This is a genomic window from Pseudoduganella sp. jia 9 (assembly GCF_055502615.1).
Genome location: NZ_JBUPWE010000027.1, coordinates 1 through 24,054, shown reverse-complemented (window position 1 = coordinate 24,054; position 24,054 = coordinate 1). Strand labels below are relative to the sequence as shown.

Sequence of the window (24,054 nt, the reverse complement as noted above, 5' to 3'; positions counted from 1 at the left end):
GACCGCGCCGTTACACCATTTTCCAGTTGATGGCTTCGCCAGCGTTCAGCGGGACTACCTGCTGCTCGCCGAGCGGCAGGGTTTCCGGCAGCGTCCACTGTTCGCGCTTGAGCGTGATCGTGCCCTCGTTCGGCGCCAGGCCGTAGAACGCCGGGCCGTTCAGGCTGGCGAAGGCTTCCAGCTTGTCCAGCGCGCCGGCGCGTTCAAATGCCTCGGCGTACAGCTCCATCGCGTGCAGCGCGGTATAGCAGCCGGCGCAGCCGCAGGCCGCTTCCTTGGCGCCCTGCGCGTGCGGCGCCGAATCGGTGCCGAGGAAGAAGCGCTCGTCGCCGCTGGTGGCGGCCGTGACCAGCGCCAGGCGGTGTTCTTCGCGCTTGAGTACCGGCAGGCAGTAATAGTGAGGGCGGATGCCGCCCTTGAAGATCTCGTTACGGTTGTACAGCAGGTGATGCGCGGTGATCGTGGCGGCGATCGGGCCTTCGGCCTCGGCCACGTACTGCGCCGCATCCTTGGTGGTGATGTGCTCGAACACCACGTTCAGCGCCGGGAAGTTCTTGCGCAGCGGGCGCATCACGCGCTCGATGAACACGGCTTCGCGGTCGAACAGGTCAATGTCGCCATCGGTGACTTCGCCGTGCACGAGGAACGGCAAGCCGGTTTCCTGCATCACTTCCAGCACCTTGTAGCAATTGGCGAGATCGGTGACGCCGGCATCGGAATTGGTGGTGGCACCGGCCGGGTACAGCTTCACGGCATGCACGAAATCCGACTCGGCGGCGCGGCGGATCTCGTCCGGCGAGGTGTTATTGGTCAGATAGAGCGTCATCAGCGGCTCGAACGACAGCTCGGGCGGCAGCGCGGCCAGGATGCGGTCGCGGTAGGCGGCGGCCTGGGCGACCGTGGTGACGGGCGGCTTCAGGTTCGGCATCACGATGGCGCGGCCGAACTGGCGTGCGCTGTGCGGCAGCACGCTGGCCATGGTGGCACCGTCGCGCAGGTGCAGGTGCCAGTCGTCGGGGCGGATGATGGTCAGGGAAGATGGGGCGTCGAAGGTGGTGGACATTGGCGGGTCTCGGAAAGCGCTGTGTAAAACGGATGCGGTATTTTACCCCCTCGCATGCTGCATCCGCCTTGCCAGCGCCGACAACGCACAGCACAGCACGAAGTAAACGACGGCAACGAAGCTGTACATTTCCACCAGCCGCCCGTCGCGCTGGGCGACGCGCACCGCGGCGCCGACAAAATCGGGCACCGACAGCACGTAGACCAGCGACACGTCCTGGAACAGCACGATGGTTTGCGTCAGCAGCACCGGCAGCATGTTGCGCAGCGCCTGCGGCAGCACCACGTACCGCATGCACTGCCAGTAGCGCATGCCCAGCGCCTGCGCGGCGTGGACCTGCCCGCGCGGGATGGCGGAGATGCCGCCGCGCATGATCTCGCAGTAGTAGGCGGCCTGGAACAGCGTGAACGTGATCAGCGCGGACCAGAACGCGCCCACGCGCACCGGCTCGCCGGCGCCGATCACCCAGGCGCCCAGGTACGGCACCAGAAAATAAAACCAGAAGATCACCAGCACCAGCGGTACCGCCCGGATCAGGTTCACGTAGCCGGCGGCCAGCAGCGCCAGCGGCCGCCAGCCGGACAGCCGGGCCAGCGCCAGCAGCGTGCCGAGCACCACGCCGCCCACCATGGCCAGCACCGTCAGCTGCAAGGTAAACGTCATGCCGTTCAGCAGCACGTCCGCCCAGGAACGCCGGATCACGTCGAAATCGAACTCCATCAGCGCACTCTCAGTAAACCCGCAGCGAGCCCGGCAGCGCCAGCCGGCGCTCGACGGCGTGCATGCCGGCGATCACGGCCAGGTTGACCAGCACGTACAGCACGGTGGCGGCGGTATAGGCCTCGAACACCTGGAACGAGAATTCCTGGATAGCGCGAGCGCTGGCCGTCAGTTCCACCAGGCCGATCGTCAGCGCCACCGAGCTGTTCTTGATGATGTTGAGGAATTCGCTCGTCAGCGGCGGCAGCACGATGCGCACCGCCAGCGGCAGCAACACGTGCCGGTAGGCTTGCCGGCGCGTGAGCCCCAGCGCCAGTGCAGCCTGCGCCTGGCCGCCGGCCAGCGCGTCGATGCCGGCGGCGACCTGCACCGCCACACGCGCCGAGGTGAAGAATCCCAGGCTGGCCACGGCAGTGAGGAATGGCGCCTGCGGCAGGGCCTTCAGCCAGTCGCCTGCCGCGCGCGGCAGCAGTTCGGGCACCACGAAGAACCACAGGAACATCTGCACCAGCAGCGGTACGTTGCGGAACAGTTCGATATACGCGCCGGCCGCCATGCGCAGCGGGCGTTGCGGCATCGTGCGGGCGATGCCGGCCAGCATACCCAGCGCCAGTGCCATGGCCCAGCCGGCCAGCGACGCCGCCAGTGTCCAGCCCAGGCCGGACAGCAGCATCTGCCAGTAAGTGTTCACGCCATCCGGCGACAGATCGCCGAACACCGCCCAGTTCCAGTGATAATCCATGGCGAACGCCGTGGCGCGACCGGTCAGCCTGTCAACGATAGGCGGCGGGGTCGGACGAATCGGTCGGGCTGGCAAGCAGCCTCTGCAACTGCGGCGACATCGGCACCCTCAGGTTGATACCTTTCGGCGGAACCGGGCTGGTAAACCATTTCGCATACAGGCGCGGAAAATCGGGCGATGCGAAGGCGGCGCGCAGCGCCGCATCCACCGCTTCCTTGAACGGCGCGTCGCCGCGGCGCAGCATGATGGCGTATGGTTCGACAGACAGTGCCTCGCTGCCGATCGCATAGTCGGCAGGCTGCTTCGAGCCGGCCACCTGGGCCGCCAGCAGGATGTCGTCGTTGGCTTCGGCGTTGGCGCGGTTCGTTTCCAGCATCAGGAACGACTCGGGATGGTCCTTGCCGATCACGATGCGCATGCCCAGGTTGCGCTCGCGGTTCAATGCCGTCATCTGCTTCAGCGTGGTGGTGCCGGCGGTGGCCACCAGCGTCTTGCCTTTCATGTCGGCCAGCGTGCGGATATTGGCCGTCTTGCGGGTAAGGAGCCGGTTGGCGATCACGAAGATCGTCGGCGAAAAAGCCACCTGCCGCGCGCGCTCGGCATTGTTGGTGGTGGAGCCGCATTCGAGGTCGATGGTGCCGTTCGCCATCAGCGGAATGCGGTTGCTGGCGGAGACGGGCGTCATCTTCACCGCCACGGGCTTGTTCAGGCGCTTTTTCACCTCGTCGACAATCTTCATGCACAGGTCGACCGAGTAGCCCACGAAGCGGCCCTTGTCGTCCAGGTACGAAAACGGCACCGAACCTTCACGCACGCCGAGCGTGATGTAGCCGTCGCGCGCGATCTTGGCCAGCGTGCCCGATCGCTGTTGCTCAGCTTGCTGCGCGCGGGCGCCGGCAAAGGCCAGTGCGAGAACGAGAACGACGACCAGCCGGATCGATGCCATGATTTCCTCCTTCGAGAAACACACGTCGACAAAAGCTGCTGCCCTGCTCCCGGCGAATGCCTGCCAGTCAGCGGATGATTTTGGCCAGGAAATCTCGCGCGCGCTCCGAGCGGGGTGCGGCAAAGAATTCATCCTTGCCGCAATCCTCGACGATGCGGCCCGCATCCATGAACACGACGCGGTTGGCCACGCGCCGCGCGAAGCCCATCTCGTGGGTGACCACCATCATCGTCATGCCATCCTGCGCCAGGCCGACCATCACGTCCAGCACTTCGTTGATCATTTCCGGATCGAGCGCGGAGGTGGGTTCGTCGAACAACATTGCGATCGGGTCCATCGCCAGCGCACGCGCGATCGCCACGCGCTGCTGCTGCCCGCCGGAGAGCTCGGCCGGGTATTTGTCCTGCTGCGCCAGCAGGCCGACACGATCGAGGTATTTCAGGCCGCGTTCGTTTGCCTCGTCGCGCTCCCGCTTCAATACCTTGACCTGGCCAAGCGCCAGGTTTTCACGCACCGACAGGTGCGGAAACAGCTCGAAATTCTGGAACACCATGCCAATCCGGGCACGCAGGCGCGGCAGGCTGGTGCCGGGCGCGGTCACCGGCGTGCCATCGACGACGATCTCGCCGCGCTGCACCGGTTCGAGGCCGTTGACGGTCTTGATCAAGGTGGATTTGCCGGACCCGGATGGCCCGCAGATCACCATCACGTCGCCCCTGGCCACTTGTGTGGTGCAATCGGCGAGCACCTGGAATTGCCCATACCACTTGCTGATGTTCTGGATGTCGATCATCGCCATTCGTGCGCTCACAGCCTGCTTGACAGTGTTGAATGCCCCAAGGATACTGCGCGAAACTTTTCAATTAAATGCCTGATAATTAATCATTTTACGGCAAACCCCGGCCCCGGCGCGCACCCCGCAGCCGCAAGGCCCCAGCATGGAGAGACACCGCTCATGGAGAAAAAAAATCGGCTGACCACCTGGATCCTGGTGGCACTGGCCCTGGGGATCGTGGTTGGCTACATCCTGAACACCACGATGGCGGCGCCGGCGTCGTATTCCGATGCGATGTCGCTGATCACCACGATGTTCCTCCGGCTGATCAAGATGATCATCGCGCCGCTGGTCTTCTCGACGCTGGTGGTGGGCATTGCACGCATGGGCGATGCCAGCGAAGTCGGGCGGGTGGGCCTGAAGTCGCTGGCGTGGTTCTTCGGCGCTTCCGTGCTGTCGCTGGCGCTGGGCCTGGTACTGGTGAATATTTTCCGCCCGGGCGATGCGCTGAAAGGCACGCTGGACACCGCCGCACATGTGACCAATCTCGCCACCAGCAGCCTGACCCTGAAGGACTTCATCACCCACCTGATTCCCGCATCGATCGTGGATGGCATGGCGAAGAACGAGATCCTGCAGATCGTGGTGTTCTCGCTGTTCTTCGGCCTGGGCGCCGCCGCGGTGGGCAAGAAGGCCGAGCCGATGGTCGACGCCATCGACGGCGTGGCCCACGTGATGCTGAAGGTGACCGGCTACGTGATGCAGTTCGCGCCGATCGCCGTGTTTGCCGCCGTTTCCGGCATCGTCGCCAAGGAAGGCCTGATCGTGCTGAAGACCTACGGCGTATTCATGGCCGAGTTCTACTTCGGCATTGCCCTGCTGTGGGGCCTGCTGATGTTCGCCGGTTTCATTTTCCTGGGCAAGCGCATCTTCGAGCTGATGACGGAAGTGCGCGGCCCGACGATCCTGGCGTTCTCCACCGCGTCTTCGGAAGCGGCCTTCCCGAAAACGCTGGAAGGCCTGGAACGCTTCGGCGTGCGCAACCGGATCGCCGCGTTCGTGCTGCCGATCGGCTATTCGTTCAACCTCGATGGCTCGATGATGTATTGCACGTTCGCCGCGGTGTTCATCGCCCAGGCCTACGGCATCGAACTGTCGCTGGGCACCCAGATGGCGATGATGGCGGTGCTGATGCTGACCTCGAAAGGCATGGCCGGCGTGCCGCGCGCCTCGCTGGTGGTGATCGCCGCCACGCTGTCGCAGTTCAACATTCCGGAAGCGGGCCTGGTGCTGCTGCTGTCGATCGACCACTTCCTGGACATGGCCCGTTCCGCCACGAACGTGATCGGCAACAGCATCGCGACTGCCGTGGTGGCCAAGTGGGAAGGCGAGCTGACCCATCCTGCGAAGGACAAGGACCCGGCCCTGGAACCGCTGACCTGATCAGCGGCGCCAGCGCCAAGGCCGGGCTTGAGAGCCCGGCCTTTTTTATTAGCGCTGTTCGCGTAGATATTGAGGCTGCTATGCCCCCGATTCACACCCTGGATGTGACGGCATGCCATGCTGTCAACCGCGCCGACACTTACGCGGCGTCGGCCGGGGCATCGGCCCGGGCTTGCTGGCGCGCCCACATCTGCGCATACAGGCCGTCCGCGGCCAGCAAGGCCGGATGGGTGCCCCGCTCGACGATGCGCCCATGGTCCAGCACCAGGATCTGGTGGGCATCGGCCACGGTGGACAGGCGGTGGGCGATCACCATCGTCGTGCGGTTCCTGGCGATGTCCTTCAGTTGCGCCTGGATCGCCTGTTCGGCCTTGGAATCGAGCGCGGACGTGGCTTCGTCGAAGATCAGGATCGCCGGATTCTTCAGCAGCGTGCGGGCGATGGCCACGCGCTGCTTTTCGCCGCCGGACAGTTTCAGGCCCCGCTCGCCCACCATCGTGCGGTAGCCGTCCGGCAGGCTGTCGATGAAGTCGTGGATCGATGCCGCCCGGGCCGCCGCCACGATCTCGTCATGCGTGGCGCCCGGCTTGCCGTAGGCGATGTTGTATTCGATGGTGTCGTTGAACAGCACCGTATCCTGCGGCACGATGCCGATCGCGTGGCGCAGCGAATCCTGCGTGACCGCCCGGATGTCCTGGCCGTCGATCGTGATCGCGCCGCTGCCCACTTCATAGAAGCGGAACAGCAGCCGCGACAGCGTGGACTTGCCGGAACCGCTATGGCCGACGATGGCGGTGGTGGTGCCGGCCTGGATCGTGAAGTCGACGTCGAACAGGATCTGCCGCTTGGCTTCGTAGCTGAACTGCACATGCGAGAACCTGACCTGTGCGCCATGCGTGACCAGCGGCTTTGCATCCTTCGCATCGGCCACTTCTCGATTCTCGTCGAGCAGCGAGAAAAGGCGTTCCATGTCGGCCAGGCTTTGCTTGATCTCGCGGTAGATCACACCCAGGAAATTGAGCGGGATGTACAGCTGGATCATGAAGGCATTCACCAAGACCAGGTCGCCCAGCGTCATGGTGCCGTCGACGACGCCGACGGTCGCGCGCCACAGGATCAGCGTGACGGCGGTGGCGATGATCGCCGACTGGCCGGTGTTGAGGAAGGACAGCGAGGTTTGCGAGCGCACCGCCGCAGATTCGTAGTGCTTCAGGCCTTCGTCGTAGCGCTTCGCTTCGTACTCTTCGTTGCCGAAATACTTGACGGTTTCATAGTTCAGCAGCGAGTCGATCGCCTTGGTGTTGGCTTTCGAATCCAGGTCGTTCATGGTGCGGCGGAAATGCGTGCGCCAGTTCGTGACGATCACCGTGAACGCGATGTACAGCACCAGTGCGCTGACCGTGATCACGGTGAACCATACATCGTAGTGCGTGACCAGGTAGACCAGCACCAGCGTGATCTCGACCAGCGTGGGCAGGATGTTGAACAGCGTGTACGAGATCAGCGAGCCGACGCCGCGCGTGCCCCGCTCGATGTCGCGCGTCATCCCGCCGGTCTGCCGGTTCAGGTGGAAGCGCAGCGACAGCGCGTGCAGGTGCCGGAACACCTGCAGCGCAATGGTGCGTACGGCGCGCTGCGTGACGCGGGCGAACAGGAATTCGCGCAGCTCGGTGAATACGGTGGTGGACAGCCGCAACGCGCCATACGCGAGCAGCAGCCCGGCCGGCAGCACCAGCAGCGCGCGGGGATCGCCGGGCTTCAGCGTCATCGCGTCGACCAGGTGCTTCAGCACGACCGGTACGCCCACGTTCGCCAGCTTGGCGCCCACCAGGGCCAGCATGGCCAGCAGCACGCGCCACTTGTAGACCCATAGATAGGGCAGCAGGGTTTTCAGGGTGGCAAGATCGCTGCGGCCGGGGCGGGCGGGCGGAGCTGGTTCTGAAGAGTAGGCGGAACGACGCATGACTGGCTTGCTGGCTGGCGTGGTTTAAAATCGGAACCCATTGTATCCCCCAACGAGTTTTCATGATGACCACCCCCGACGTTACCGCCGCTCCTGCCCCCGCTCCCAATTGCCTGCCCGTCGGCAAGATGCCGGAACTGCGGGTCATGCCCGCCCCTGCCGACGCGAATGTGTATGGCGACGTGTTCGGCGGCTGGATCATGGCCCAGGTGGACATCGCCGGGTCGCTGCCGGCCACCCGCCGCGCCAACGGCCGCGTGGCGACGATCGCCGTCAATTCCTTCGTGTTCAAGAATCCCGTGTTCGTCGGCGACCTGCTGTCGTTCTATGCCGACATCGTGCGGGTCGGCAACACGTCGATCACCGTCAACGTCGAGGTCTATGCGGAGCGCAACCGCCTGCAGGCGGATATCGTCAAGGTCACGGAAGCCACGCTGACCTATGTCGCCACCGGTTCGGACCGCAGGCCCCGCCCGGTGCCGCCGATCGAATCGCTGATGCACAAGTAACGATGGAGCACGGCCGCCGGCAGTTGCTGCTGACGGGTGCGCGCGTGGCCGGCCTGGCCGCGCTCGGCCCGACACTGGCGTGCGCGGCGGCACCGCGCAATGCGCCGTATCCGTTCACGCTCGGTGTCGCCTCGGGCGCACCACTGCCCGACAGCGTGGTGCTGTGGACCCGCATCCTGTTCGACCCGCTCGATGCCCGCAGTACGCCGCCAGTGGCGTTCGCCGTGCGCTGGGAGATCGCCGAAGACGAGGGGTTCCGCCGCATTGCCGCCAGCGGCAGCGCCACCGCCAATCCGGCGCTGGCGCACAGCGTGCACGTGGACGTGAAAGGCCTGCGGCCGGACCGCTGGTACTGGTACCGCTTCATGCTGGACGGTGCTGTCAGCCCGGTGGCGCGCACCCGCACCGCGCCGGCGCCCGGCACCCTGCCCCGTTCGCTGAAAGTGGCCGTGGCCTCGTGCCAGCACTGGGAGTTCGGCCACTATGCGGCGCAGCGCCATCTGGCCCAGGCCGCGCCCGACCTGGTCGCCTTCCTCGGCGACTACATCTACGAATGGGGCCAGTACCGGCTGGAACATCCCGAGCGCGCGGTGCGCCGCGACGAGAGCTTCACGCTGGACCAGTACCGCGCCCGCTACGCGCAGTACAAGAGCGACCGCGACTTGCAGGCGGCGCACCACGTGGCGCCCTGGATCATGACATGGGACGACCACGAGGTGGCCAACGACTACGGTGCATTGCGCGACGAGCTGCTGACACCCGGTTTCGCGGCGCGCCGCGCGGCCGCCTACCAGGCTTACTGCGAACACCAGCCGCTGCGCTTCAGCGCCAGCGGATTCAGGGACGTGCGCATGTACCAGCGCTACGACTGGGGTGCGCTGGCACGCTTCCACGTGCTGGACAATCGCCAGTACCGCTCGCCGCAGGCATGCGCGCGGCCGAACCGCGGCGGGTCCAATTCCGTCTACCGCAACGCCTGCGCGATGCTGGCGGACGGCAGGCGCACGATGCTGGGTTCCGCACAGGAGACCTGGCTCCAGAATGGCCTGAAGGGCTCCAGGGCGCGCTGGAACGTGCTGGCCCAGCAGACACTGATGGCGCAGTCGTCGCAGGTGGAGATCCACCGCGTCAGCGACGGCCGCTTCTGGACCGACGGCTGGGACGGCTATCCGGCCGCGCGCCAGCGGCTGCTGGACGCGGTACGCACCAGCGGCGCCGCCAACCCGCTGGTGCTGTCCGGCGATGTCCACACGTTCTATGCGGCCGAGCTGCGGCGCGACCCGACCCGGCCGCGCTCTTCCGGCAATCCCGTCGTGGCGACGGAATTCTGCGGCACCTCGATCACGTCGAGCTCACGGCCGCAGGCACGCACCGCGCAGTACGTGGCGATGAATCCGCACATCAGGTACGGGCGCAGCGACCGGCGCGGCTACATGCTGGTGGAAATCACGCCGGAGCGGACGTCGGTATTGTTCCAGGGGCTGGACGATGTGCGGAACAAGGCCAGCGGAGTGCAGGCGCTGGCCCGGTTCGCGGTCGAGGATGGCACGGCGGGGTTGGTGGATACGTAGAACGATGATTCAGGCGGCAGTTTTCAAGACTGCCGCCCTGGAGGAAAGCTGCCTGTCACGCAGCCTTCTTCTCGTCCCGCAGTTGCCGCCGCAGGATCTTGCCCACATTCGTCTTCGGCAGGTCGTCCCGGAACTCGATGTACTTCGGCTTCTTGTACGCCGTCAGCTCGTGCTTGCAGAATTCCATCAGCGATTCGGCCGTCAGGTTCGGATCCTTGCGCACCACGAACAGCTTCACGGCTTCTCCGGAATTCTTGTCCGGCACGCCGATGCACGCGCATTCCAGCACGCCCGGGTGCGCGGCCACCACGCCCTCGACTTCGTTCGGGTACACGTTGAAGCCGGAAACGATGATCATGTCCTTCTTGCGGTCGACGATCCTGGTATAGCCCCGCTCGTCCATGATGCCCACGTCGCCGGTCTTGAAGAAGCCGTCGGCCGTCATCGACCTGGCCGTCTCGTCGGGCCGCTGCCAGTAGCCGGCCATGACCTGCGGGCCGCGGACGGCGATCTCGCCGGCCGTGCCCAGCGGCACTTCGTTGCCATCGTCATCCAGGATTGCCACGTCGGTGGACGGGATCGGCAAGCCGATCGTGCCGGTGAATTCCTTGATGTCGACGCGGTTGGCGGTCGCCACCGGCGACGTCTCGGACAGGCCGTAGCCTTCGATGATCGGCGTGCCGGTCAGCTTCAGCCACTTGTCGGCCACGGCCTGCTGCACGGCCATGCCGCCGCCGTTGCACACCTTGTAGCTGGAAAAGTCGAGATGGGCGAAGTCCGGGTTGTTCAGCAGCGCGTTGTACAGCGTGTTCACGGCCGGGAAGACCGTGACGCGGTACTTCGCCAGTTCCTTGACGAAGCCGGGAATGTCGCGCGGGTTCGGGATCAGCACGTTCAGGCCGCCCAGGCGCATGCCCATGAAGGCGGAAATCGTCAGCGAATAGATGTGGTACAACGGCAGCGCGCAGACGAATACCACCTGCTCCTGCTGCGGCCCCATGTGCAGCCAGGCTTCGTTCTGCAGCACGTTGGCGACCACGTTCCGGTGCAGCAGCACGGCCCCTTTCGACACGCCGGTGGTGCCGCCCGTGTATTGCAGGAAGGCGATGTCGTCGTGGCCGATCCTGGCCGGGTGCAGTGTCATGCGGCCGCCCTCGGCCAGCACCTGCTTGAACGATACGGCGCGCGGCAGCGAGAAGGCCGGCACCATCTTTTTCACGCGGCGCACGACGAAGTTGACGATCGCGCCCTTCACGCCGCCCAGCAGGTCGCCCATCGTGGCCACGATCACGTGCTGTACCGGGGTTTCATGCAGCACCTGCTGCACCGTGTTGGCGAAGTTTTCCAGCACGATGATCGCTTCGGCGCCCGAATCCTTCAGCTGGTGCGCCAGCTCGCGCGGCGTGTACAGCGGATTGACGTTGACCACCGTGTAGCCGGCACGCAGGATGCCGGCCATCGCCACCGGATATTGCAGCACGTTCGGCAACATGATCGCCACGCGCGCGCCCTTCTGCAGGCCCTTGCCCTGCAGCCACGCGCCGAATTTGCGGGACATCTGGTCGACCTGCGCATAGGTGAGGAACTTGTCCATGCAGACGTAGGCCTTTTCACCGGCATACTTGCGGAACGAATCCTCAAGCAGATGCGTCACCGAGGTGTACTGCGAGACATCGATCTCGGCGGGTACGCCTTCAGGGTAGGATTTCAACCAGATTTTTTCCATGCAGTGCCTCTTTCGTGTTGTTCGGGGATCCCTTGTAGGGATGCCTCATGCAGCTTCCTTGGTGCCGGCCGTGGCTTCGTCGCGCAATACGCGCCGCAGGATCTTGCCGACATTGGTTTTCGGGAGTTCGTCGCGGAACTCGATGTATTTCGGCTTCTTGTAGCCGGTCAGGTTTTCCTTGCAGTAGGCCATCAGGGCATCGACCGTGAGGGTCGGATCCTTGCGCACCACGTACAGCTTGACCGCCTCGCCGGAGTGCGCGTCCGGCACGCCGATGCAGGCCACTTCGAGCACGCCCGGGTGCGCGGCCACCACCGCTTCGAGTTCGTTCGGGTAGACGTTGAAGCCGGAGACGAGGATCATGTCCTTCTTGCGGTCGACGATCTTTACATAGCCGCGCTCGTCCATCACGCCCACATCGCCGGATTTGAAGTAGCCGTCGGCCGTCATCACCTTGGCGGTTTCCTCGGGCCGGTTCCAGTAGCCGGCCATCACCTGGGGACCGCGGATGGCGATCTCGCCGGGCTGGCCCAGTGCCACCTCGTTGCCGTCGTCATCCAGGATCGTCACCTCGGTTGACGGGATCGGCAAGCCGATCGTGCCGGAAAACGCGGTGCTGTCGGCTCGGTTGCAGGTAGCCACCGGCGCCGTCTCGGACAGGCCGTAGCCTTCGATGATCGCCACGCCCGTGGCCTTCAGCCATTTGTCGTTGACGGCCTGCTGCACCGCCATGCCGCCGCCGTTGGCGATCTTCAGGCCGGAAAAATCGAGGTGGTGGAAATCGGGATGGTTCACCAGCGCGTTGTACAGCGTGTTCACCGCCGGCAGCATGTTGAACTTGTACTTCGCCAGTTCCTTGATGAAGCCGCCGATGTCGCGCGGATTCGGGATCAGGATGTTCAGCGCGCCCATGCGCATGCCCCACATCGCGCAAGCCGTCAGCGCAAAGATGTGGTACAGCGGCAGCGCGCAAACGATCGACAGCTCCTCGACGCGCGGCTCCCTGGCCAGGCCCGGTTGCGACCAGGCTTCCACCTGCAGCACGTTGGCGATCACGTTCCGGTGCGTCAGGGTCGCGCCTTTCGACACGCCGGTGGTCCCGCCGGTGTACTGCAGGAAGGCCACGTCGTCATGCGTGATTTCCACCGGGGTGAGCTTCATCCCCGACGCATGCGACAGCGCTTCCTTGAAACGCACCGCGTTCGGCAGCGAATAGGCCGGCACCATCTTTTTCACGTTGCGCACCACGAAGTCGACCACCAGGCCCTTGGCCATGCCCAGCATCTCGCCCATGCTGGCCACGATGATGTGCTTCACCGCCGTGCGGCCCAGCACCTGCTCGAGCGTATGGGCGAAATTTTCCAGGATGACGATCGCTTCCGCGCCCGAGTCGGCCAGCTGGTGCTCCAGCTCGCGCGGCGTGTACAGCGGATTGACGTTGACCACCGTGTAGCCGGCACGCAGCACGGCGGCCAGGGCGACCGGGTATTGCAGCACGTTCGGCATCATCAGCGCCACGCGCGCACCCGGCTTCATGCCGCGGCTTTGCAGCCAGGCGCCGATGCGTTTCGAATAAGTGTCGAGCTCACCGAAGGTGATGAACTTGTCCATGCACACGAACGCCCTGCGGCCCGCGTATTTCTGGAATGACTCCTCCAGCAGATGTACCAGGCTGCGGTACTGGTTCGGATCGATCTCGGCAGGAACGCCGGATGGGTACGACTTCAACCAGATCTTGTCCATGCTGTGCCTCTTGTCTCCGTTTTATTGCAGGGCGATCGTGGCTCGCCCCGCTGTCATGGGCCGCCGGCTGCACAGGGCCGGCGGGCTGTCGCGGTGTCGACTTCCAAAAAAAACGAACGCTCGTACTATCTGCGAGCTAAGATGCTATCGGCAGGCAGGGCCGTATGCAAGCGCTTTTTGCGGACCACGATAGCGGCCTGCTGCTGCGTTCGCCCAGCCGCGCCCGGGCGATACGCCTGCGGCAGCGCAGCACCCGAGCCATGCCAGGTCACATGCGAATGTCAGTGGCCGCGTGCCGTTTCCGCTTCTTTTTCTGCCACGACGGTCACGGCAGCCGGCGCCGCGGAACGCGCAAGTTCGGCCAGCCGCTCGCTGCGCTCGACGGACGGCAGGTTGCTCATGCGTTGCACTGCAGCATAAAAGCGTGGAAACGTCTTTTCCTGGGCCAGCAATGCCTTGAAGCCGGGCAGGAGATCATTATAGGTGGCCACGGCGGCCAGGTGGGCGTTCGTCAGCTTCTCGGCAAAGAAGCGGTCATAGCCGGCATAGCCGCCCCAGCTTTCCTTCAGCACGGCATATTCCTTGTGCAGCGATGCGAAGATACGCGCTTTTTCCTCGCGCTTTTTCTTCACGCTGGCCTTGCCGGCATACAGCTCGGAGAGCATCTGGCGATGCCTGACCAGCAGCGCCAGGAATTCCTTCCGGCGCATGCTGTAGCGGGCATACGCTTCGCGCATCGCCTGGTTGCCGTACAGCTCGAGCCAGCGATCGACACCCGCTTCCTCGACGGCTGAGGCAAACGCTTCGTTGAAGCGCGAATCGCCGGGAATGTACACGACCTGGTGAGCCAGTTCGTGGAATACCATGCGGGCCAGTTCGGCGTCCGAATAATTGATGAAGGTGGACAGCAGCGGATCGCTGAACCAGCCCAGCGTGGAGTAGGCAGGCACACCGCCCACCTGCACGTCGTCGCCTTCCTTGCGCAGTTCTTCCGCATAGGCCATCGCGTCTTCCTTGCTGTAATAGCCCCGGTAGGCGACGCAGCCGGCGATCGGGAAGCACCACTGGATGGGCCGCAGGGAAAGTTCGGGCGTGGCAACGACGTTCCACAGCACGAACGGGCGGTTCAGGGCGGCGTATTGCTTGTAGCTGGCGTTATCGGGCAAGCCCAGTTCGCGCACGGCGAACTTGCGGATCGTGACGGCCTTTTCCAGGCGCGCACGCAGTTTCGGTTCGGTGTTGGGATCGCCCAGCCAGTCGTCGACGGAGCGCGAATCGGACCAGAGCGAATACTGGCCCTGGGCTGCCTGAAAATAGTATTTCACCTGCGCGCAGCCGGCCAGCACCGCCGCGCAAGAAAGCCCTGCCACGAGGTACTTGGCACGTATTTTTAAACGGGCAATCTTGCGCATGCTTCCTACTCATGAGACACGTTCGACTTGAACCAGTGTATCGTAAAAAGTCGGCGCGCGGCCCATGTCGGTCAGGCGCTGGCTAGTCACCTCATTGGCATTCTTGCCATCGCGCGCCAGCTTCTTCCACCAGATCGACAGCCCGACGACGAGGCCCTTGCGGGCCTTTTCAGTCACGCGGGCCTTGCACACGAAAGCACCACGATCGTTGAAGATGCGCACCATATCGCCGTGATTGATGGCACGTGTTGCCGCATCGTCAGGATGAATGTCGAGCTGCGGCTCGCCTTCCGTGGCACGCAGGCTTTGCAGGTTGACGAAGGTGGAGTTCAAGAAGTTGCGCGCCGGCGGAGATATCATCGCCAAGGGGTATTTTGCTGCGAGATCGGGGGTAGATGCCGCCGATTCATAGTTCTCGATATAGGCCGGGAGGGGGTCCAGGCCATCCGCTTGCATTGCTTCCGAAAAGAACTCGCATTTTCCTGAAGGTGTGGGGAATTTGCCATAGGCAAATGGCGCCGCCGGCATCTCCAGCTTTTGCCAGCCCTTCTTCTTCAACGAATCCCAGTCAAAATGAATAGATCTTGCGTCATCTTTTCGAAATGCCCGGGATGCCAGTTCATCGTCGGTCTCTGCAAAGCAGGGGTCGGTGAAGCCCATGCGGGCCGCCAGCAAGCGGAAAATCTCCGTGTTCGGTTTCGCTTCGCCCAGCGGCGCGATGGCCGGGTTATTGGCCATCATGTACAGGTGGCCGTATGCCAGGTGCGCATCGGCGTGCTCCAGTTGCGTGGTAGCGGGCAGCACGATGTCCGCGTAGTCGACGGTATCGGTCTGGAACTGTTCCAGCACCACGGTGAACAGGTCTTCGCGCGCGAAGCCGGCCTGCACTTTCGACGAATCCGGCGCCACGGCCACCGGGTTCGAGTTGTAGACGATGACGGCATCCACCCGTGGCCCGAACTCCGGCGAGGCCGGGCGCAGCAGGTCGTCGCCGATCGTTGTCATGTTGATCGTGCGGGGCAGTTTCTTCAGCAGGTCCGGGCGCTGCAGCGCCGGCTTGTTGGTCGGGAAGGAGCCGGATGTCGACAGCTGGATACCGCCCGCCGCGTGCCGCCACGCGCCGACGAGCGCCGGCAGGCAGGCGATGTTGCGCACCGCCATGCCGCCGCCGCGCACACGCTGCACACCGTAGTTGACGCGGATCGCTACCGGCTCGCCGGCCTTTGCCGTCCCGCCATACAGGCGCGCCAGCTCCAGCACCTGTTCTTCCGGGATGCCGCAGGTAGCGGCAGTGCGTGCCGGCGGCCACTCGGCGGCGCGCTCCTTCAGTTGTTCGTAACCCAGCGTGTACTGCGCGATGTAGTCGTCGTCGACCAGGTTTTCGGCGATCAGCACGTGCATCATGCCCAGCGCCAGCGCGGCATCCGTACCCGGCATCGGCGCGATATGCAGGTGGCATTTCTCGGCCGTCAGCGAGCGGTAGGGATCGATCGCCACCAGCGTCGCGCCACGCCGCTTGGCTTCCTGCGCGCGCATCCAGAAGTGCAGGTTCGATGCGATCGGATTGCCGCCCCAGATCAGGATCACTTTCGCGTCCTGGAAGTGCTCGAGATCGGTGCCGATCGAACCGCCGATCGTGTACTTGTAGCCGGTGGCCCCGGCCATCGCGCAGATCGTGCGGTCCAGCAGCGAGGCGCCCAGCTGGTGGAAGAAGCGTGACGACATCGATTCGCCCTGCAGCAGGCCCATCGTGCCGCAATAGCTGTAGGGCAGGATGGCTTCCGGCGCGGCCTGTGCCAGCGGCGCGAGCCGGGAGGCGATCTCGTCCAGGGCTTCATCCCAGCCGATGCGCTCGAATTTCCCCTCGCCCTTCTTGCCGACACGGCGCAGCGGATACAGCAGCCGGTCCGGCGAGTAAGTACGTTCGGCGTAGCGCGACACCTTGGTGCACAGCACGCCAGCCGTGGTGGGATGGTCGGGATCACCTTTGATCTCGGTGGCGACGCCGTTTTCGACGGTGACGAGGATGGCGCAGGTATCGGGGCAGTCGTGCGGGCAGGCGGCGCGCACTTGGGTGGAGGTCATGGCGGCGATGGAACTTGTGAAGAACAATCCGCTATCGTAAACCATCCGGCGGGCAGCCGCGCGGGGTGGCCGTGGGGCCGTTACAAAGGCTACAATGTTCTTTCGCTCATTGGCACGTTACTGCATGTCATTGGCGTGTTTGGCGTTGCGGCCCACCATCCGGGGCCGCAAGAGAATAATGGAGAGAGCCAGATGAAACTTGTAGAACCCATCATTGCGTTTCAATCCGAGCTGCAGGAGATCCGCCGCGACCTGCATGCCCATCCCGAGCTCTCCTACGAGGAAGTGCGCACCGCCGACGTGGTCGCTGCGAAACTGACGGAATGGGGCATCCCCGTGGTGCGGGGCCTCGGCGTGACGGGCCTGGTGGGCATCATCAAGAACGGCACCTCGGACCGCGCGATCGGCCTGCGTGCCGACATGGATGCGTTGCCGATGCAGGAAGTGAACACCTTCCCGCATGCGTCGCGCCACCCCGGCAAGATGCACGCCTGCGGCCATGATGGCCATACGGCGATGCTGCTGGGCGCCGCCTATCACCTGGCACGGCAGCGCGACTTCGACGGTACCGTGTATCTCGTGTTCCAGCCGGCCGAGGAAGGTGGTGCCGGGGCCCGCAAGATGATCGAGGATGGCCTGTTCGAACGCTTTCCGATGGAAGCCATCTACGGCATGCACAACTGGCCCGGCTACGCGGCCGGCACGATGAACGTGTGCACGGGGCCGATGATGGCGTCGTCGAACGAATTCCACGTGACGGTGCGCGGCAAGGGCGCGCACGCGGCCCAGCCGCACAAGGGCATCGACCCGGTGATGATCGCGGTGCAGATCGCGCAGGCATGGCAGACCATCATCACGCGCAACAAGAGCCCGCTGGACACGGCCGTGCTGTCGATCACGCAGATCCACGCCGGCAGCGCCACCAACGTGATTCCCGACACGGCACAGCTGGTGGGCACCGTGCGCACGTTTACGACACCGGTACTGGACCTGGTCGAGCGCCGCATGCGGGAACTGGCCGAAGGCATCGCCGCCGCGTTCGAGGCGGAAGTCGATTTCCACTTCAAGCGCAACTATCCGCCGCTCGTCAACCACGAAAGGGAAACCGCCTTCGCCGTGGATGTGATGAAGGCCGTGGTGGGCGAACACAACGTGGATGCCAATGCCGAGCCCACGATGGGTGCCGAGGACTTCGCCTTCTTCCTGCAGGAAAAGCCCGGCTGCTACATTTTCATCGGCAACGGCGACGGCGACCACCGCACCGGCGGCCACGGCCTGGGGCCCTGCGTGCTGCACAACGGCAGCTACGATTTCAACGACAACCTGCTGCCGGTGGGCGCCAGTTTCTGGGTGCGGCTGGTGGAAACGGCCCTGCCGCTGCGCTAAGTTCCGCGACCAGCTCCGGCAATTCAGTTCGATCGTTGAATTCGATCGATTGCGTCAAGCCGGCGGCAACTGATCCGGCGCCTCGCCGACGCGCCGGCCTGGATTCAACTGTTCGAGCGCCAGCAGCGCCGCCGAGTGATCGGCTTGCGGATGCACATCCCGGATCGATTCATAACGTTCGGTCACCAGGCTGGTGACTGGCAGCGCGACGCCGGCTGCTGCCGCGGCGGCCAGGATGTTGTGCTGGTCTTTCAGTTGCGTGGAGACCTGGCCGCCGGGCAGGAAGTTCCGCTCCAGCATGCGCTGGCCATGGACCTCGAGAACGCGGCTCTCGGCAAAGCCGCCCCGGATCGCCGCGCGCACGGCAGCGGGATCGGCACCGGCGGCCTGGGCCAGCAATAACGCTTCCGCGACGATATTGATCGTGCCGCCAACGATCAGCTGGTTGCACAGCTTCGACACCTGCCCGGCACCGGCCGGGCCGACCCTGGTGACGCGCCCCATCGCCTCGAAGGCCGGACGGGCATCGTCGATGTCCGCCACGCTGCCGCCCGCCATGATCGCCAGCGTTCCCGCCTGGGCGCCGCCGACACCGCCGGATACGGGGGCATCGACGAAGCGGCAGCCGGCAGTCTCCAGCCGGGCATGGAATTCCTGGGCTTCGGACTGGCGGGTGGAACTCATGTCGATCCATAACGCACCCGGGCGCAGCGATGGCAATGCGTCGTCGATGACAGCGCTGACCACCGGGCCGGCTTCCAGCATCGAGATGACGATGTCGGCATCGCGCACGGCGTCGGCCAGGCCGGGTACGGCAACGGCGCCATCCGGTGCGAGACGCTCGGCCTTGCTGAAAGTACGGTTCCATGCGTGGACGGGAAGCCCGGCCTGCAACAGCCGGCGTACCATCGGCTCTCCCATCAAGCCGATACCGAGAAAAGCTATTTTCGTCAAGAATGCCACTTTATTTGCTCCGCAATATTGTTGATTTGATCAGCACAGGGACCGGATACGCTTTAGGTGTCCTTCAGCTTAAATCCGTCGAGCCCGCTACAATAGCTGGATTGCCGTATCGATTATGTATACAGCATGTCACTTGAGAGAATACGAACATGAAAAAAATGATCGCGGCCATGGCCGCACTGCTGGCGGCCAATGCCGCATTCGCGGCCGAAGGCCAACTGATCGATGGCGTGTATGGCGAGGCCGCAACCGCATCGAAAATCCGCATGGCGCGCGTCGGCGTGACCAAGGACTGGAACCCGAACTGGAGCTGGTTCGATTCCGGCAACACGCACCTGACCGGCTACTGGGATGCCAGCGCCGGCTACTGGCAGGGGCGCCAGTACAAGAACGTTCCTGGCGATAAGCAGCATATCGTCGATATCGGCTTCACGCCGGTATTCCGCTTCGAGAACAAGAACAAACTGGGCTTTTATGCCGAGATCGGCATCGGTGCTCACTTGATGTCCGAAACCTATAACAACAACGACGACCGCCTGTCGACGGCGTTCCAGTTCGGCGACCACATCGGCGTTGGATATGTGTTCAACAAGAACTGGGAAGTGGCAGTGAAGATGCAGCACTTCTCGAACGGCAGCATCAAGAAGCCGAACAGTGGCGTCGATTACGGCGTGGTGAAGCTGGCTTACCGCTTCTGACGCATGGCTGCCCCGGCATCCCGGGCACTCGCTGCACCTGGCCCGCCTCTGGCGGGCCATTGTTTTTGGACGCCCTACTTTACAGTGACCGTCACGCGGGCCACCGGGTTCAACCAGCGATACGTGGACTGCTCGAGGGCGCTTTCGCCTCCAGCCGGCCCGCCAACGATGCCGCGGTGCACATGCACGTATCCTTCCGCCGCCGCAGCGGCAAAGCCTGGCGCATCCGGGTAGATGCCTGCGGCAGCATTGCCGTTGGGATCGTTAAGGAAAGGCGGCAGCCCCATGCCGGGCTGGTTGACGCCCGCTGCCGCCGCCGCCGCTTCATTATTGGCCTCGGTACCGGCATCGTAGGCTGCCAGCGTGTAGGTGTACATGCCTGGCTATCCTTCTTCATGTCCTTTGCCTTCGCGCGCATTTCCTCCTGATCCGCCTTCTTCATTTCCCCCTGTTTCATCACATCCTTCTGCATGGTTTGCCCCTGGGTCACCGGTTCGCCCTTCCGGGTATCGCCGGCGGTCGCGGCGGTCGAGATGAGCAGGCAGGAGAAGGCTGCAGCGATTGATTTGTTCATGACGTTCCTCTGTAGGGTGCCGTGATTGGCGGAGCCGGAAAGCCCGGTTGAAGCGTTGGCGAACCAACACCAACGTATTCGCTGGCGCAGCGCGGGCGGTTACAGAGAAACGAGATTTATTTTGCGGGCGTTACCACGCAAGGAGGGTGCGGCCGGCCGCGGCGCCGGCCACGGTCGGGATCAGGATGCCAAGTCCGTACCAGATGGCGACGAACGAAGGGGACAGCTCAGGGCAGTGCAGGCAGTACAACAGTGCGGCGAGTGCCCCCGCGGCAAACCCTGCAATGGCTCCTGCCAGCCGAAGCCGGGTTGGCGCCAGCCCCCGCAGCCGATACATCATCGCCGCGAAGATCGGCAGCGACAGCAGCGCAATCAGCAACGGGCACGTACGCCAGGTACTGCCCCAGACCTGCCGGGCGCGATCGCCGGCCGCTTCGTCGGCCAATGTAATGGCCGCGGTGGCAGCCATGATGACGAGCAGTATCGCCAGCAGCCAAGGCAATGTGCGAAGACGCGCACCCGGCACGCCGGAAATCCGTGCCGCGCGCTGGCCGATCAGTGCAAGGCTGCCGACGAATGCACATTTGAGCCAGAAAAGCCCTGTGGCGGCAAGCTCCATCAAATCGGCACGGATGCCGAGCGCCACCACAATGATGGCAAGGCTCAACCCAGTGGCTGCCAGCAGCGGCAGCATGCGCGCTAGAACCGTTGGCCGGCGTACCGGGGTATCGGCAGCGAGCGTTGCGATCAGGTCGTTGGTATTCATTGTCTGGTCCGGAATTTTTCCACAAGTGCCTTCAGTCCGCGGTGTACCGCGACCTTGACGCTGGCTTCCGACATCCGCAGCGCCTGGGCGGTTTCCCGTACCGACCATCCGTCGAGCCTGGTGTGTACGATTGCCGCCCTTTGCTGCTCGGATAACAGACCCAGTGCCTTGTCCAGGTCCCGGCCGGCTTCGGCCGCCTCCAGGCCGGCACCAGTGAAGAGCTCATGTTCCTCGTCGAGCGGATCGTTGAGGGCGGCTTGACGGGCGTGGCGCCGCAGCCAGTCTAGCAGCTTGTATTTGGTGATTGCGTATATCCACGAGGTCAGCGGAGCGCTGGCATCATAAGTATGCCGCTGACGATGAATTGCCAGCAACGCTTCCTGTACCAGGTCTTCCACCTCATCAGGCCGTTGCCCCATGCGGCGGCGCAGGAACTTGCGCAGGTGGACGGCGGCGCACTGCAGGAATTCCCGGTAAGCAGCCTCATCGCCCGTAAGCGTCTGTTCAGCACCGTCTTGAGCCGTCAGATGGAAAGCGAGATGATGTTTGCCACACCGCTGGGAAGCGGAGTTCAGCCGGCCAGTTTGGCGGCACAGTTCCAGGGCAGGAAGTCGTCGACGCGGTTCACAGGATGATCGGCGATATGCGTCAGCACGTGGCGCAACCAGGCTTCGGGGTCGATGCCGTTCAGCCTGGCCGTTCCGATCAGCCCATACATGGCAGCGGCGCGTTCGCCACCGCTGTCGGCGCCGGCAAATAGGAAGTTGCGCCGGCCCAGCGCGACGCCGCGCAGCGCGCGTTCGGCGGCCGAGTTGTCGATTTCGATGCGGCCATCGTCGGCATAGCGGATCAGTGCCGGCCACAGCTTGAGGGCATACAGGATCGCTGCCGCCGTATCGGATTTACGCGACAGCGTAGCGAGCGTGGCGTGCAGCCAGCGCTCCAGGTCGTCGAGCAGCGGTTTCGCTTGCTGCTGGCGGGTGACACGACGTTCGTCGGGCGGCTTGCCGCGGATGGATTCTTCGATGGCATACAGCTCGCCGATCCGGCGCAGCGCTTCGGTGGTCAGCGGTGTCGGGCGCGCCGCATGCAGGTCGTAAAACTTACGTCGCGCGTGTGCCCAGCATGCTGCTTCGATCACGCGGCCAGTGTCGTAGACCGCATTGAAGCCGGCGTAAGCGTCGGCCTGCAGCACGCCGTTGAAGTTGGCCAGGTGCGCCTGCGGATGTTCGCCTTTGCGGTCGGGTGAGTATGCAAACCATACTGCCGGTGGCGTGTCGTCACCGCCGGCGCGGTCGTCGCGCACGTAAGTCCACAAGCGTGCCGTGCGCGTTTTGCCGTTGCCTGGCGCCAGTACCGGTAGTGGCGTATCGTCGGCATGCAGTTTAGTGCCGGCAAAAACATAGCGGCGCAGGGCATCGATCAGGGGACGCAGCAGCATGCTGGCGGCACCGATCCAGTTGGCCAGTAGACTGCGCTCAAGCTCCACGCCTTCACGGCCGTAGATCACGCTTTGGCGATACAGCGGCAGGTGGTCGGCATACTTCGCTACCAGCACATGGGCCAGCAGTCCAGGACCGGCGATGCCGCGCTCGATCGGCCGGCTTGCTGCCTGTGCTTGCACGATCGTATCGCAGCAGGCACAGGCCAGCTTGGGACGTACGTGGCGGATCACGCGGAAACTGGCCGGCACGTACTCCAGTTGCTCCGAGACGTCTTCACCCAGATACTTCAGGTGGCCGCCGCAGTCCGGGCAGGCATCATTGCCCGGTGAGTGCACATGCTCTTCGCGTGGCAGATGTGGTGGCAGCGGCTTGCGTTCGGCTTTCTTGCGAGGCGCTACCTCTGCAGGCGCCTGGGCCTCGGCGACCGCTTCTTCCGCTTCCAGGTCTTCCAGCTGCAGTTCCAGTTGCTCTATCTGCTGGTCCAGCTTTTCAGAGCTGCGGCCAAACTGCATGCGCTTGAGCTTGGCCAGGACCAGCTTCAGGTGCTCGATCTCGGCGTCCCGCCTCGACAGTTCAGCGGTCAAATGCGCCAAGCGCGCTTCGCTCTGTTCTGCGTATGTTTCAATCCGTGCAGCACGCGCTTCGCTGGCCAGCAGCATGGCCTTCAAGGCAGCGATATCGTCGGGCAGGTCAGCGGCGTTGAGCATGCGACCAAGTTTACGCTGACGATAGCAAGTTTACAAGGCCGACTCCGGTCGCCAAGTCCGTTCTGGCCGGCGCCAGTCGATCCCTTCAAGCAGCATCGAGAGTTGGGCCTGTGTCAGCGTGACGGTACCGCTCGTGGCCTGTGGCCAGATGAAGCGGCCCTTCTCGAGGCGCTTGCACAGCAGGCACAGGCCATCGCCAGTCCACCACAGCACTTTAATGAGATCGCCGCGCCGGCCGCGGAAAACAAACACATGGCCGCTGTACGGATCTTCCTCCAAGGCAGTCTGCACTTTTGAGGCCAAACCGTTGAAGCCGGAACGCATATCGGTCACGCCGGCCGCGAGCCAGATACGTGTTCCTGCGGGCAGGCCGATCATCGGCGTAGCCCTTCCAGGACCACTGCCAGCGTTGCTGGATCGGGCCGACCTTCGATCCGCATCGTCGCATTGCCCAGCCGGATTTCGATCACGCCTTCGCAGCGCTGATCGCTCACACCAAGCCGTGGCGGTATCACTGGCGCCAATGTCACCGCAACCAGCCCCGGTTGATCGAACAGGCCGGCGCGCAATTGGCGCCGCCATTTGAACACCATATTCGAATTCAACTGATGCTGCAGAGCCAGCTGTGCAACCGACACACCGGGTTCGCACGCCTGTTGCGCCAACTTCCGCTTGAACTCCAGTGGGTAGTTCGTACTGCGTCGGCGCCTGCCGGGTTTGACCTCACTCTCCAAGATAGTCTCCACCAAAATTTAGTGGGGACTATCTTGGCAACTGGTGCTATTCAGTGTCTAGACGGTGCAGGCTGTACGCTTAC

22 protein-coding genes are annotated in these 24,054 nt (G+C 64.0%); 5 read left to right on the top strand and 17 right to left on the bottom strand.

Features of this window, described 5'->3' with window-relative positions; translation table 11 throughout:
• Nucleotides 1-10: 10 nt before the first annotated feature.
• From pyrC to ACY34H_RS27700, 5 genes are all read right to left on the bottom strand, one after another.
• Nucleotides 11-1,063, bottom strand: a complete 1,053-nt coding sequence (gene pyrC / locus ACY34H_RS27720) for a dihydroorotase (RefSeq protein ID WP_464980646.1) — start codon at nucleotides 1,061-1,063, stop codon at nucleotides 11-13.
• 42 nt (nucleotides 1,064-1,105) lie between these two features.
• Nucleotides 1,106-1,783, bottom strand: a complete 678-nt coding sequence (locus ACY34H_RS27715; protein ID WP_464980645.1) for an amino acid ABC transporter permease — start codon at nucleotides 1,781-1,783, stop codon at nucleotides 1,106-1,108.
• 10 nt (nucleotides 1,784-1,793) lie between these two features.
• Complete coding sequence (locus ACY34H_RS27710) at nucleotides 1,794-2,525, bottom strand: amino acid ABC transporter permease (RefSeq protein WP_464980644.1); 732 nt, start codon at nucleotides 2,523-2,525, stop codon at nucleotides 1,794-1,796.
• A 31-nt stretch (nucleotides 2,526-2,556) separates the two neighbouring features.
• On the bottom strand, nucleotides 2,557-3,471 hold the full coding sequence (locus ACY34H_RS27705) for an amino acid ABC transporter substrate-binding protein (protein ID WP_464980643.1): 915 nt from the start codon (nucleotides 3,469-3,471) through the stop codon (nucleotides 2,557-2,559).
• A gap of 67 nt (nucleotides 3,472-3,538) precedes the next feature.
• On the bottom strand, nucleotides 3,539-4,264 hold the full coding sequence (locus ACY34H_RS27700) for an amino acid ABC transporter ATP-binding protein (RefSeq protein WP_464980692.1): 726 nt from the start codon (nucleotides 4,262-4,264) through the stop codon (nucleotides 3,539-3,541).
• Between the two features lie 162 nt (nucleotides 4,265-4,426).
• On the opposite strand from ACY34H_RS27700, the gene ACY34H_RS27695 reads away from it, so the two are divergent.
• Entirely contained in the window at nucleotides 4,427-5,689 is a 1,263-nt protein-coding gene (locus ACY34H_RS27695) for a dicarboxylate/amino acid:cation symporter (RefSeq protein WP_464980642.1), read from the top strand.
• Nucleotides 5,690-5,828: 139 nt separating this feature from the next.
• Here the strand turns inward: ACY34H_RS27695 and ACY34H_RS27690 are convergent, their stop codons facing one another.
• On the bottom strand, nucleotides 5,829-7,652 hold the full coding sequence (locus ACY34H_RS27690; RefSeq protein WP_464980641.1) for an ABCB family ABC transporter ATP-binding protein/permease: 1,824 nt from the start codon (nucleotides 7,650-7,652) through the stop codon (nucleotides 5,829-5,831).
• Nucleotides 7,653-7,717: 65 nt separating this feature from the next.
• Here ACY34H_RS27690 and ACY34H_RS27685 point away from each other — a divergent pair, with 65 nt between their 5' ends.
• Nucleotides 7,718-8,161 (top strand): acyl-CoA thioesterase, encoded by a 444-nt coding sequence (locus ACY34H_RS27685; protein WP_464980691.1) that lies wholly within the window; start codon nucleotides 7,718-7,720, stop codon nucleotides 8,159-8,161.
• A gap of 2 nt (nucleotides 8,162-8,163) precedes the next feature.
• Nucleotides 8,164-9,732, top strand: coding sequence for an alkaline phosphatase D family protein (locus tag ACY34H_RS27680; RefSeq protein ID WP_464980640.1), 1,569 nt, complete (start codon nucleotides 8,164-8,166; stop codon nucleotides 9,730-9,732).
• 55 nt (nucleotides 9,733-9,787) lie between these two features.
• Here the strand turns inward: ACY34H_RS27680 and ACY34H_RS27675 are convergent, their stop codons facing one another.
• From ACY34H_RS27675 to ACY34H_RS27660, 4 genes are all read right to left on the bottom strand, one after another.
• The gene (locus tag ACY34H_RS27675) at nucleotides 9,788-11,458 is read right to left on the bottom strand and encodes a long-chain-fatty-acid--CoA ligase (protein ID WP_464980639.1); all 1,671 of its coding nucleotides are present in this window, start codon (nucleotides 11,456-11,458) and stop codon (nucleotides 9,788-9,790) included.
• Nucleotides 11,459-11,503: 45 nt separating this feature from the next.
• A complete protein-coding gene (locus tag ACY34H_RS27670) occupies nucleotides 11,504-13,201 on the bottom strand; it encodes a long-chain-fatty-acid--CoA ligase (RefSeq protein ID WP_464980638.1) in 1,698 nt (565 codons plus the stop codon).
• A 281-nt stretch (nucleotides 13,202-13,482) separates the two neighbouring features.
• On the bottom strand, nucleotides 13,483-14,613 hold the full coding sequence (locus tag ACY34H_RS27665; RefSeq protein WP_464980637.1) for an aminopeptidase: 1,131 nt from the start codon (nucleotides 14,611-14,613) through the stop codon (nucleotides 13,483-13,485).
• A gap of 9 nt (nucleotides 14,614-14,622) precedes the next feature.
• Nucleotides 14,623-16,698 (bottom strand): molybdopterin-containing oxidoreductase family protein, encoded by a 2,076-nt coding sequence (locus tag ACY34H_RS27660; RefSeq protein ID WP_464980636.1) that lies wholly within the window; start codon nucleotides 16,696-16,698, stop codon nucleotides 14,623-14,625.
• A gap of 192 nt (nucleotides 16,699-16,890) precedes the next feature.
• On the opposite strand from ACY34H_RS27660, the gene ACY34H_RS27655 reads away from it, so the two are divergent.
• Nucleotides 16,891-18,084 (top strand): M20 aminoacylase family protein, encoded by a 1,194-nt coding sequence (locus ACY34H_RS27655; protein WP_464980635.1) that lies wholly within the window; start codon nucleotides 16,891-16,893, stop codon nucleotides 18,082-18,084.
• Between the two features lie 54 nt (nucleotides 18,085-18,138).
• Here ACY34H_RS27655 and ACY34H_RS27650 read toward each other — a convergent pair whose 3' ends face one another.
• Nucleotides 18,139-19,038, bottom strand: coding sequence for an NAD(P)-dependent oxidoreductase (locus ACY34H_RS27650; RefSeq protein ID WP_464980634.1), 900 nt, complete (start codon nucleotides 19,036-19,038; stop codon nucleotides 18,139-18,141).
• 158 nt (nucleotides 19,039-19,196) lie between these two features.
• Here ACY34H_RS27650 and ACY34H_RS27645 point away from each other — a divergent pair, with 158 nt between their 5' ends.
• The gene (locus ACY34H_RS27645; protein ID WP_464980633.1) at nucleotides 19,197-19,745 is read left to right on the top strand and encodes an acyloxyacyl hydrolase; all 549 of its coding nucleotides are present in this window, start codon (nucleotides 19,197-19,199) and stop codon (nucleotides 19,743-19,745) included.
• A 74-nt stretch (nucleotides 19,746-19,819) separates the two neighbouring features.
• Here the strand turns inward: ACY34H_RS27645 and ACY34H_RS27640 are convergent, their stop codons facing one another.
• From ACY34H_RS27640 to tnpA, 6 genes are all read right to left on the bottom strand, one after another.
• Nucleotides 19,820-20,122, bottom strand: coding sequence for a spondin domain-containing protein (locus tag ACY34H_RS27640; protein WP_464980632.1), 303 nt, complete (start codon nucleotides 20,120-20,122; stop codon nucleotides 19,820-19,822).
• A 327-nt stretch (nucleotides 20,123-20,449) separates the two neighbouring features.
• Nucleotides 20,450-21,085: an NrsF family protein gene (locus ACY34H_RS27635; protein ID WP_464980631.1), complete on the bottom strand. Its 636-nt coding sequence runs from the start codon at nucleotides 21,083-21,085 to the stop codon at nucleotides 20,450-20,452.
• Nucleotides 21,082-21,612 (bottom strand): sigma-70 family RNA polymerase sigma factor, encoded by a 531-nt coding sequence (locus tag ACY34H_RS27630; RefSeq protein WP_464980690.1) that lies wholly within the window; start codon nucleotides 21,610-21,612, stop codon nucleotides 21,082-21,084. Before ACY34H_RS27630 ends, ACY34H_RS27635 begins: the two co-directional genes overlap by 4 nt.
• A 44-nt stretch (nucleotides 21,613-21,656) precedes the next feature.
• Entirely contained in the window at nucleotides 21,657-23,237 is a 1,581-nt protein-coding gene (gene tnpC, locus ACY34H_RS27625) for an IS66 family transposase (protein WP_464976079.1), read from the bottom strand.
• A gap of 30 nt (nucleotides 23,238-23,267) precedes the next feature.
• Nucleotides 23,268-23,615: an IS66 family insertion sequence element accessory protein TnpB gene (gene tnpB / locus ACY34H_RS27620; protein WP_464976078.1), complete on the bottom strand. Its 348-nt coding sequence runs from the start codon at nucleotides 23,613-23,615 to the stop codon at nucleotides 23,268-23,270.
• Nucleotides 23,612-23,971 carry an IS66-like element accessory protein TnpA gene (gene tnpA, locus ACY34H_RS27615; protein WP_464976077.1) on the bottom strand — a complete coding sequence of 120 codons (360 nt, stop codon included), beginning with the start codon at nucleotides 23,969-23,971 and terminating at the stop codon, nucleotides 23,612-23,614. The genes tnpB and tnpA overlap by 4 nt, the downstream gene beginning before the upstream one ends.
• Between the last annotated feature and the right edge of the window lie 83 nt (nucleotides 23,972-24,054).

Coding starts and splice junctions, on each gene's coding strand:
- pyrC (WP_464980646.1), bottom strand. CDS start 1,063: ATGTCCACCACCTTCGACGCCCCATCTTCCCTGACCATCATCCGCCCC.
- ACY34H_RS27715 (WP_464980645.1), bottom strand. CDS start 1,783: ATGGAGTTCGATTTCGACGTGATCCGGCGTTCCTGGGCGGACGTGCTG.
- ACY34H_RS27710 (WP_464980644.1), bottom strand. CDS start 2,525: ATGGATTATCACTGGAACTGGGCGGTGTTCGGCGATCTGTCGCCGGAT.
- ACY34H_RS27705 (WP_464980643.1), bottom strand. CDS start 3,471: ATGGCATCGATCCGGCTGGTCGTCGTTCTCGTTCTCGCACTGGCCTTT.
- ACY34H_RS27700 (WP_464980692.1), bottom strand. CDS start 4,264: ATGATCGACATCCAGAACATCAGCAAGTGGTATGGGCAATTCCAGGTG.
- ACY34H_RS27695 (WP_464980642.1), top strand. CDS start 4,427: ATGGAGAAAAAAAATCGGCTGACCACCTGGATCCTGGTGGCACTGGCC.
- ACY34H_RS27690 (WP_464980641.1), bottom strand. CDS start 7,652: ATGCGTCGTTCCGCCTACTCTTCAGAACCAGCTCCGCCCGCCCGCCCC.
- ACY34H_RS27685 (WP_464980691.1), top strand. CDS start 7,718: ATGACCACCCCCGACGTTACCGCCGCTCCTGCCCCCGCTCCCAATTGC.
- ACY34H_RS27680 (WP_464980640.1), top strand. CDS start 8,164: ATGGAGCACGGCCGCCGGCAGTTGCTGCTGACGGGTGCGCGCGTGGCC.
- ACY34H_RS27675 (WP_464980639.1), bottom strand. CDS start 11,458: ATGGAAAAAATCTGGTTGAAATCCTACCCTGAAGGCGTACCCGCCGAG.
- ACY34H_RS27670 (WP_464980638.1), bottom strand. CDS start 13,201: ATGGACAAGATCTGGTTGAAGTCGTACCCATCCGGCGTTCCTGCCGAG.
- ACY34H_RS27665 (WP_464980637.1), bottom strand. CDS start 14,613: ATGCGCAAGATTGCCCGTTTAAAAATACGTGCCAAGTACCTCGTGGCA.
- ACY34H_RS27660 (WP_464980636.1), bottom strand. CDS start 16,698: ATGACCTCCACCCAAGTGCGCGCCGCCTGCCCGCACGACTGCCCCGAT.
- ACY34H_RS27655 (WP_464980635.1), top strand. CDS start 16,891: ATGAAACTTGTAGAACCCATCATTGCGTTTCAATCCGAGCTGCAGGAG.
- ACY34H_RS27645 (WP_464980633.1), top strand. CDS start 19,197: ATGAAAAAAATGATCGCGGCCATGGCCGCACTGCTGGCGGCCAATGCC.
- ACY34H_RS27640 (WP_464980632.1), bottom strand. CDS start 20,122: ATGTACACCTACACGCTGGCAGCCTACGATGCCGGTACCGAGGCCAAT.
- ACY34H_RS27635 (WP_464980631.1), bottom strand. CDS start 21,085: ATGAATACCAACGACCTGATCGCAACGCTCGCTGCCGATACCCCGGTA.
- tnpC (WP_464976079.1), bottom strand. CDS start 23,237: ATGCTCAACGCCGCTGACCTGCCCGACGATATCGCTGCCTTGAAGGCC.
- tnpB (WP_464976078.1), bottom strand. CDS start 23,615: ATGATCGGCCTGCCCGCAGGAACACGTATCTGGCTCGCGGCCGGCGTG.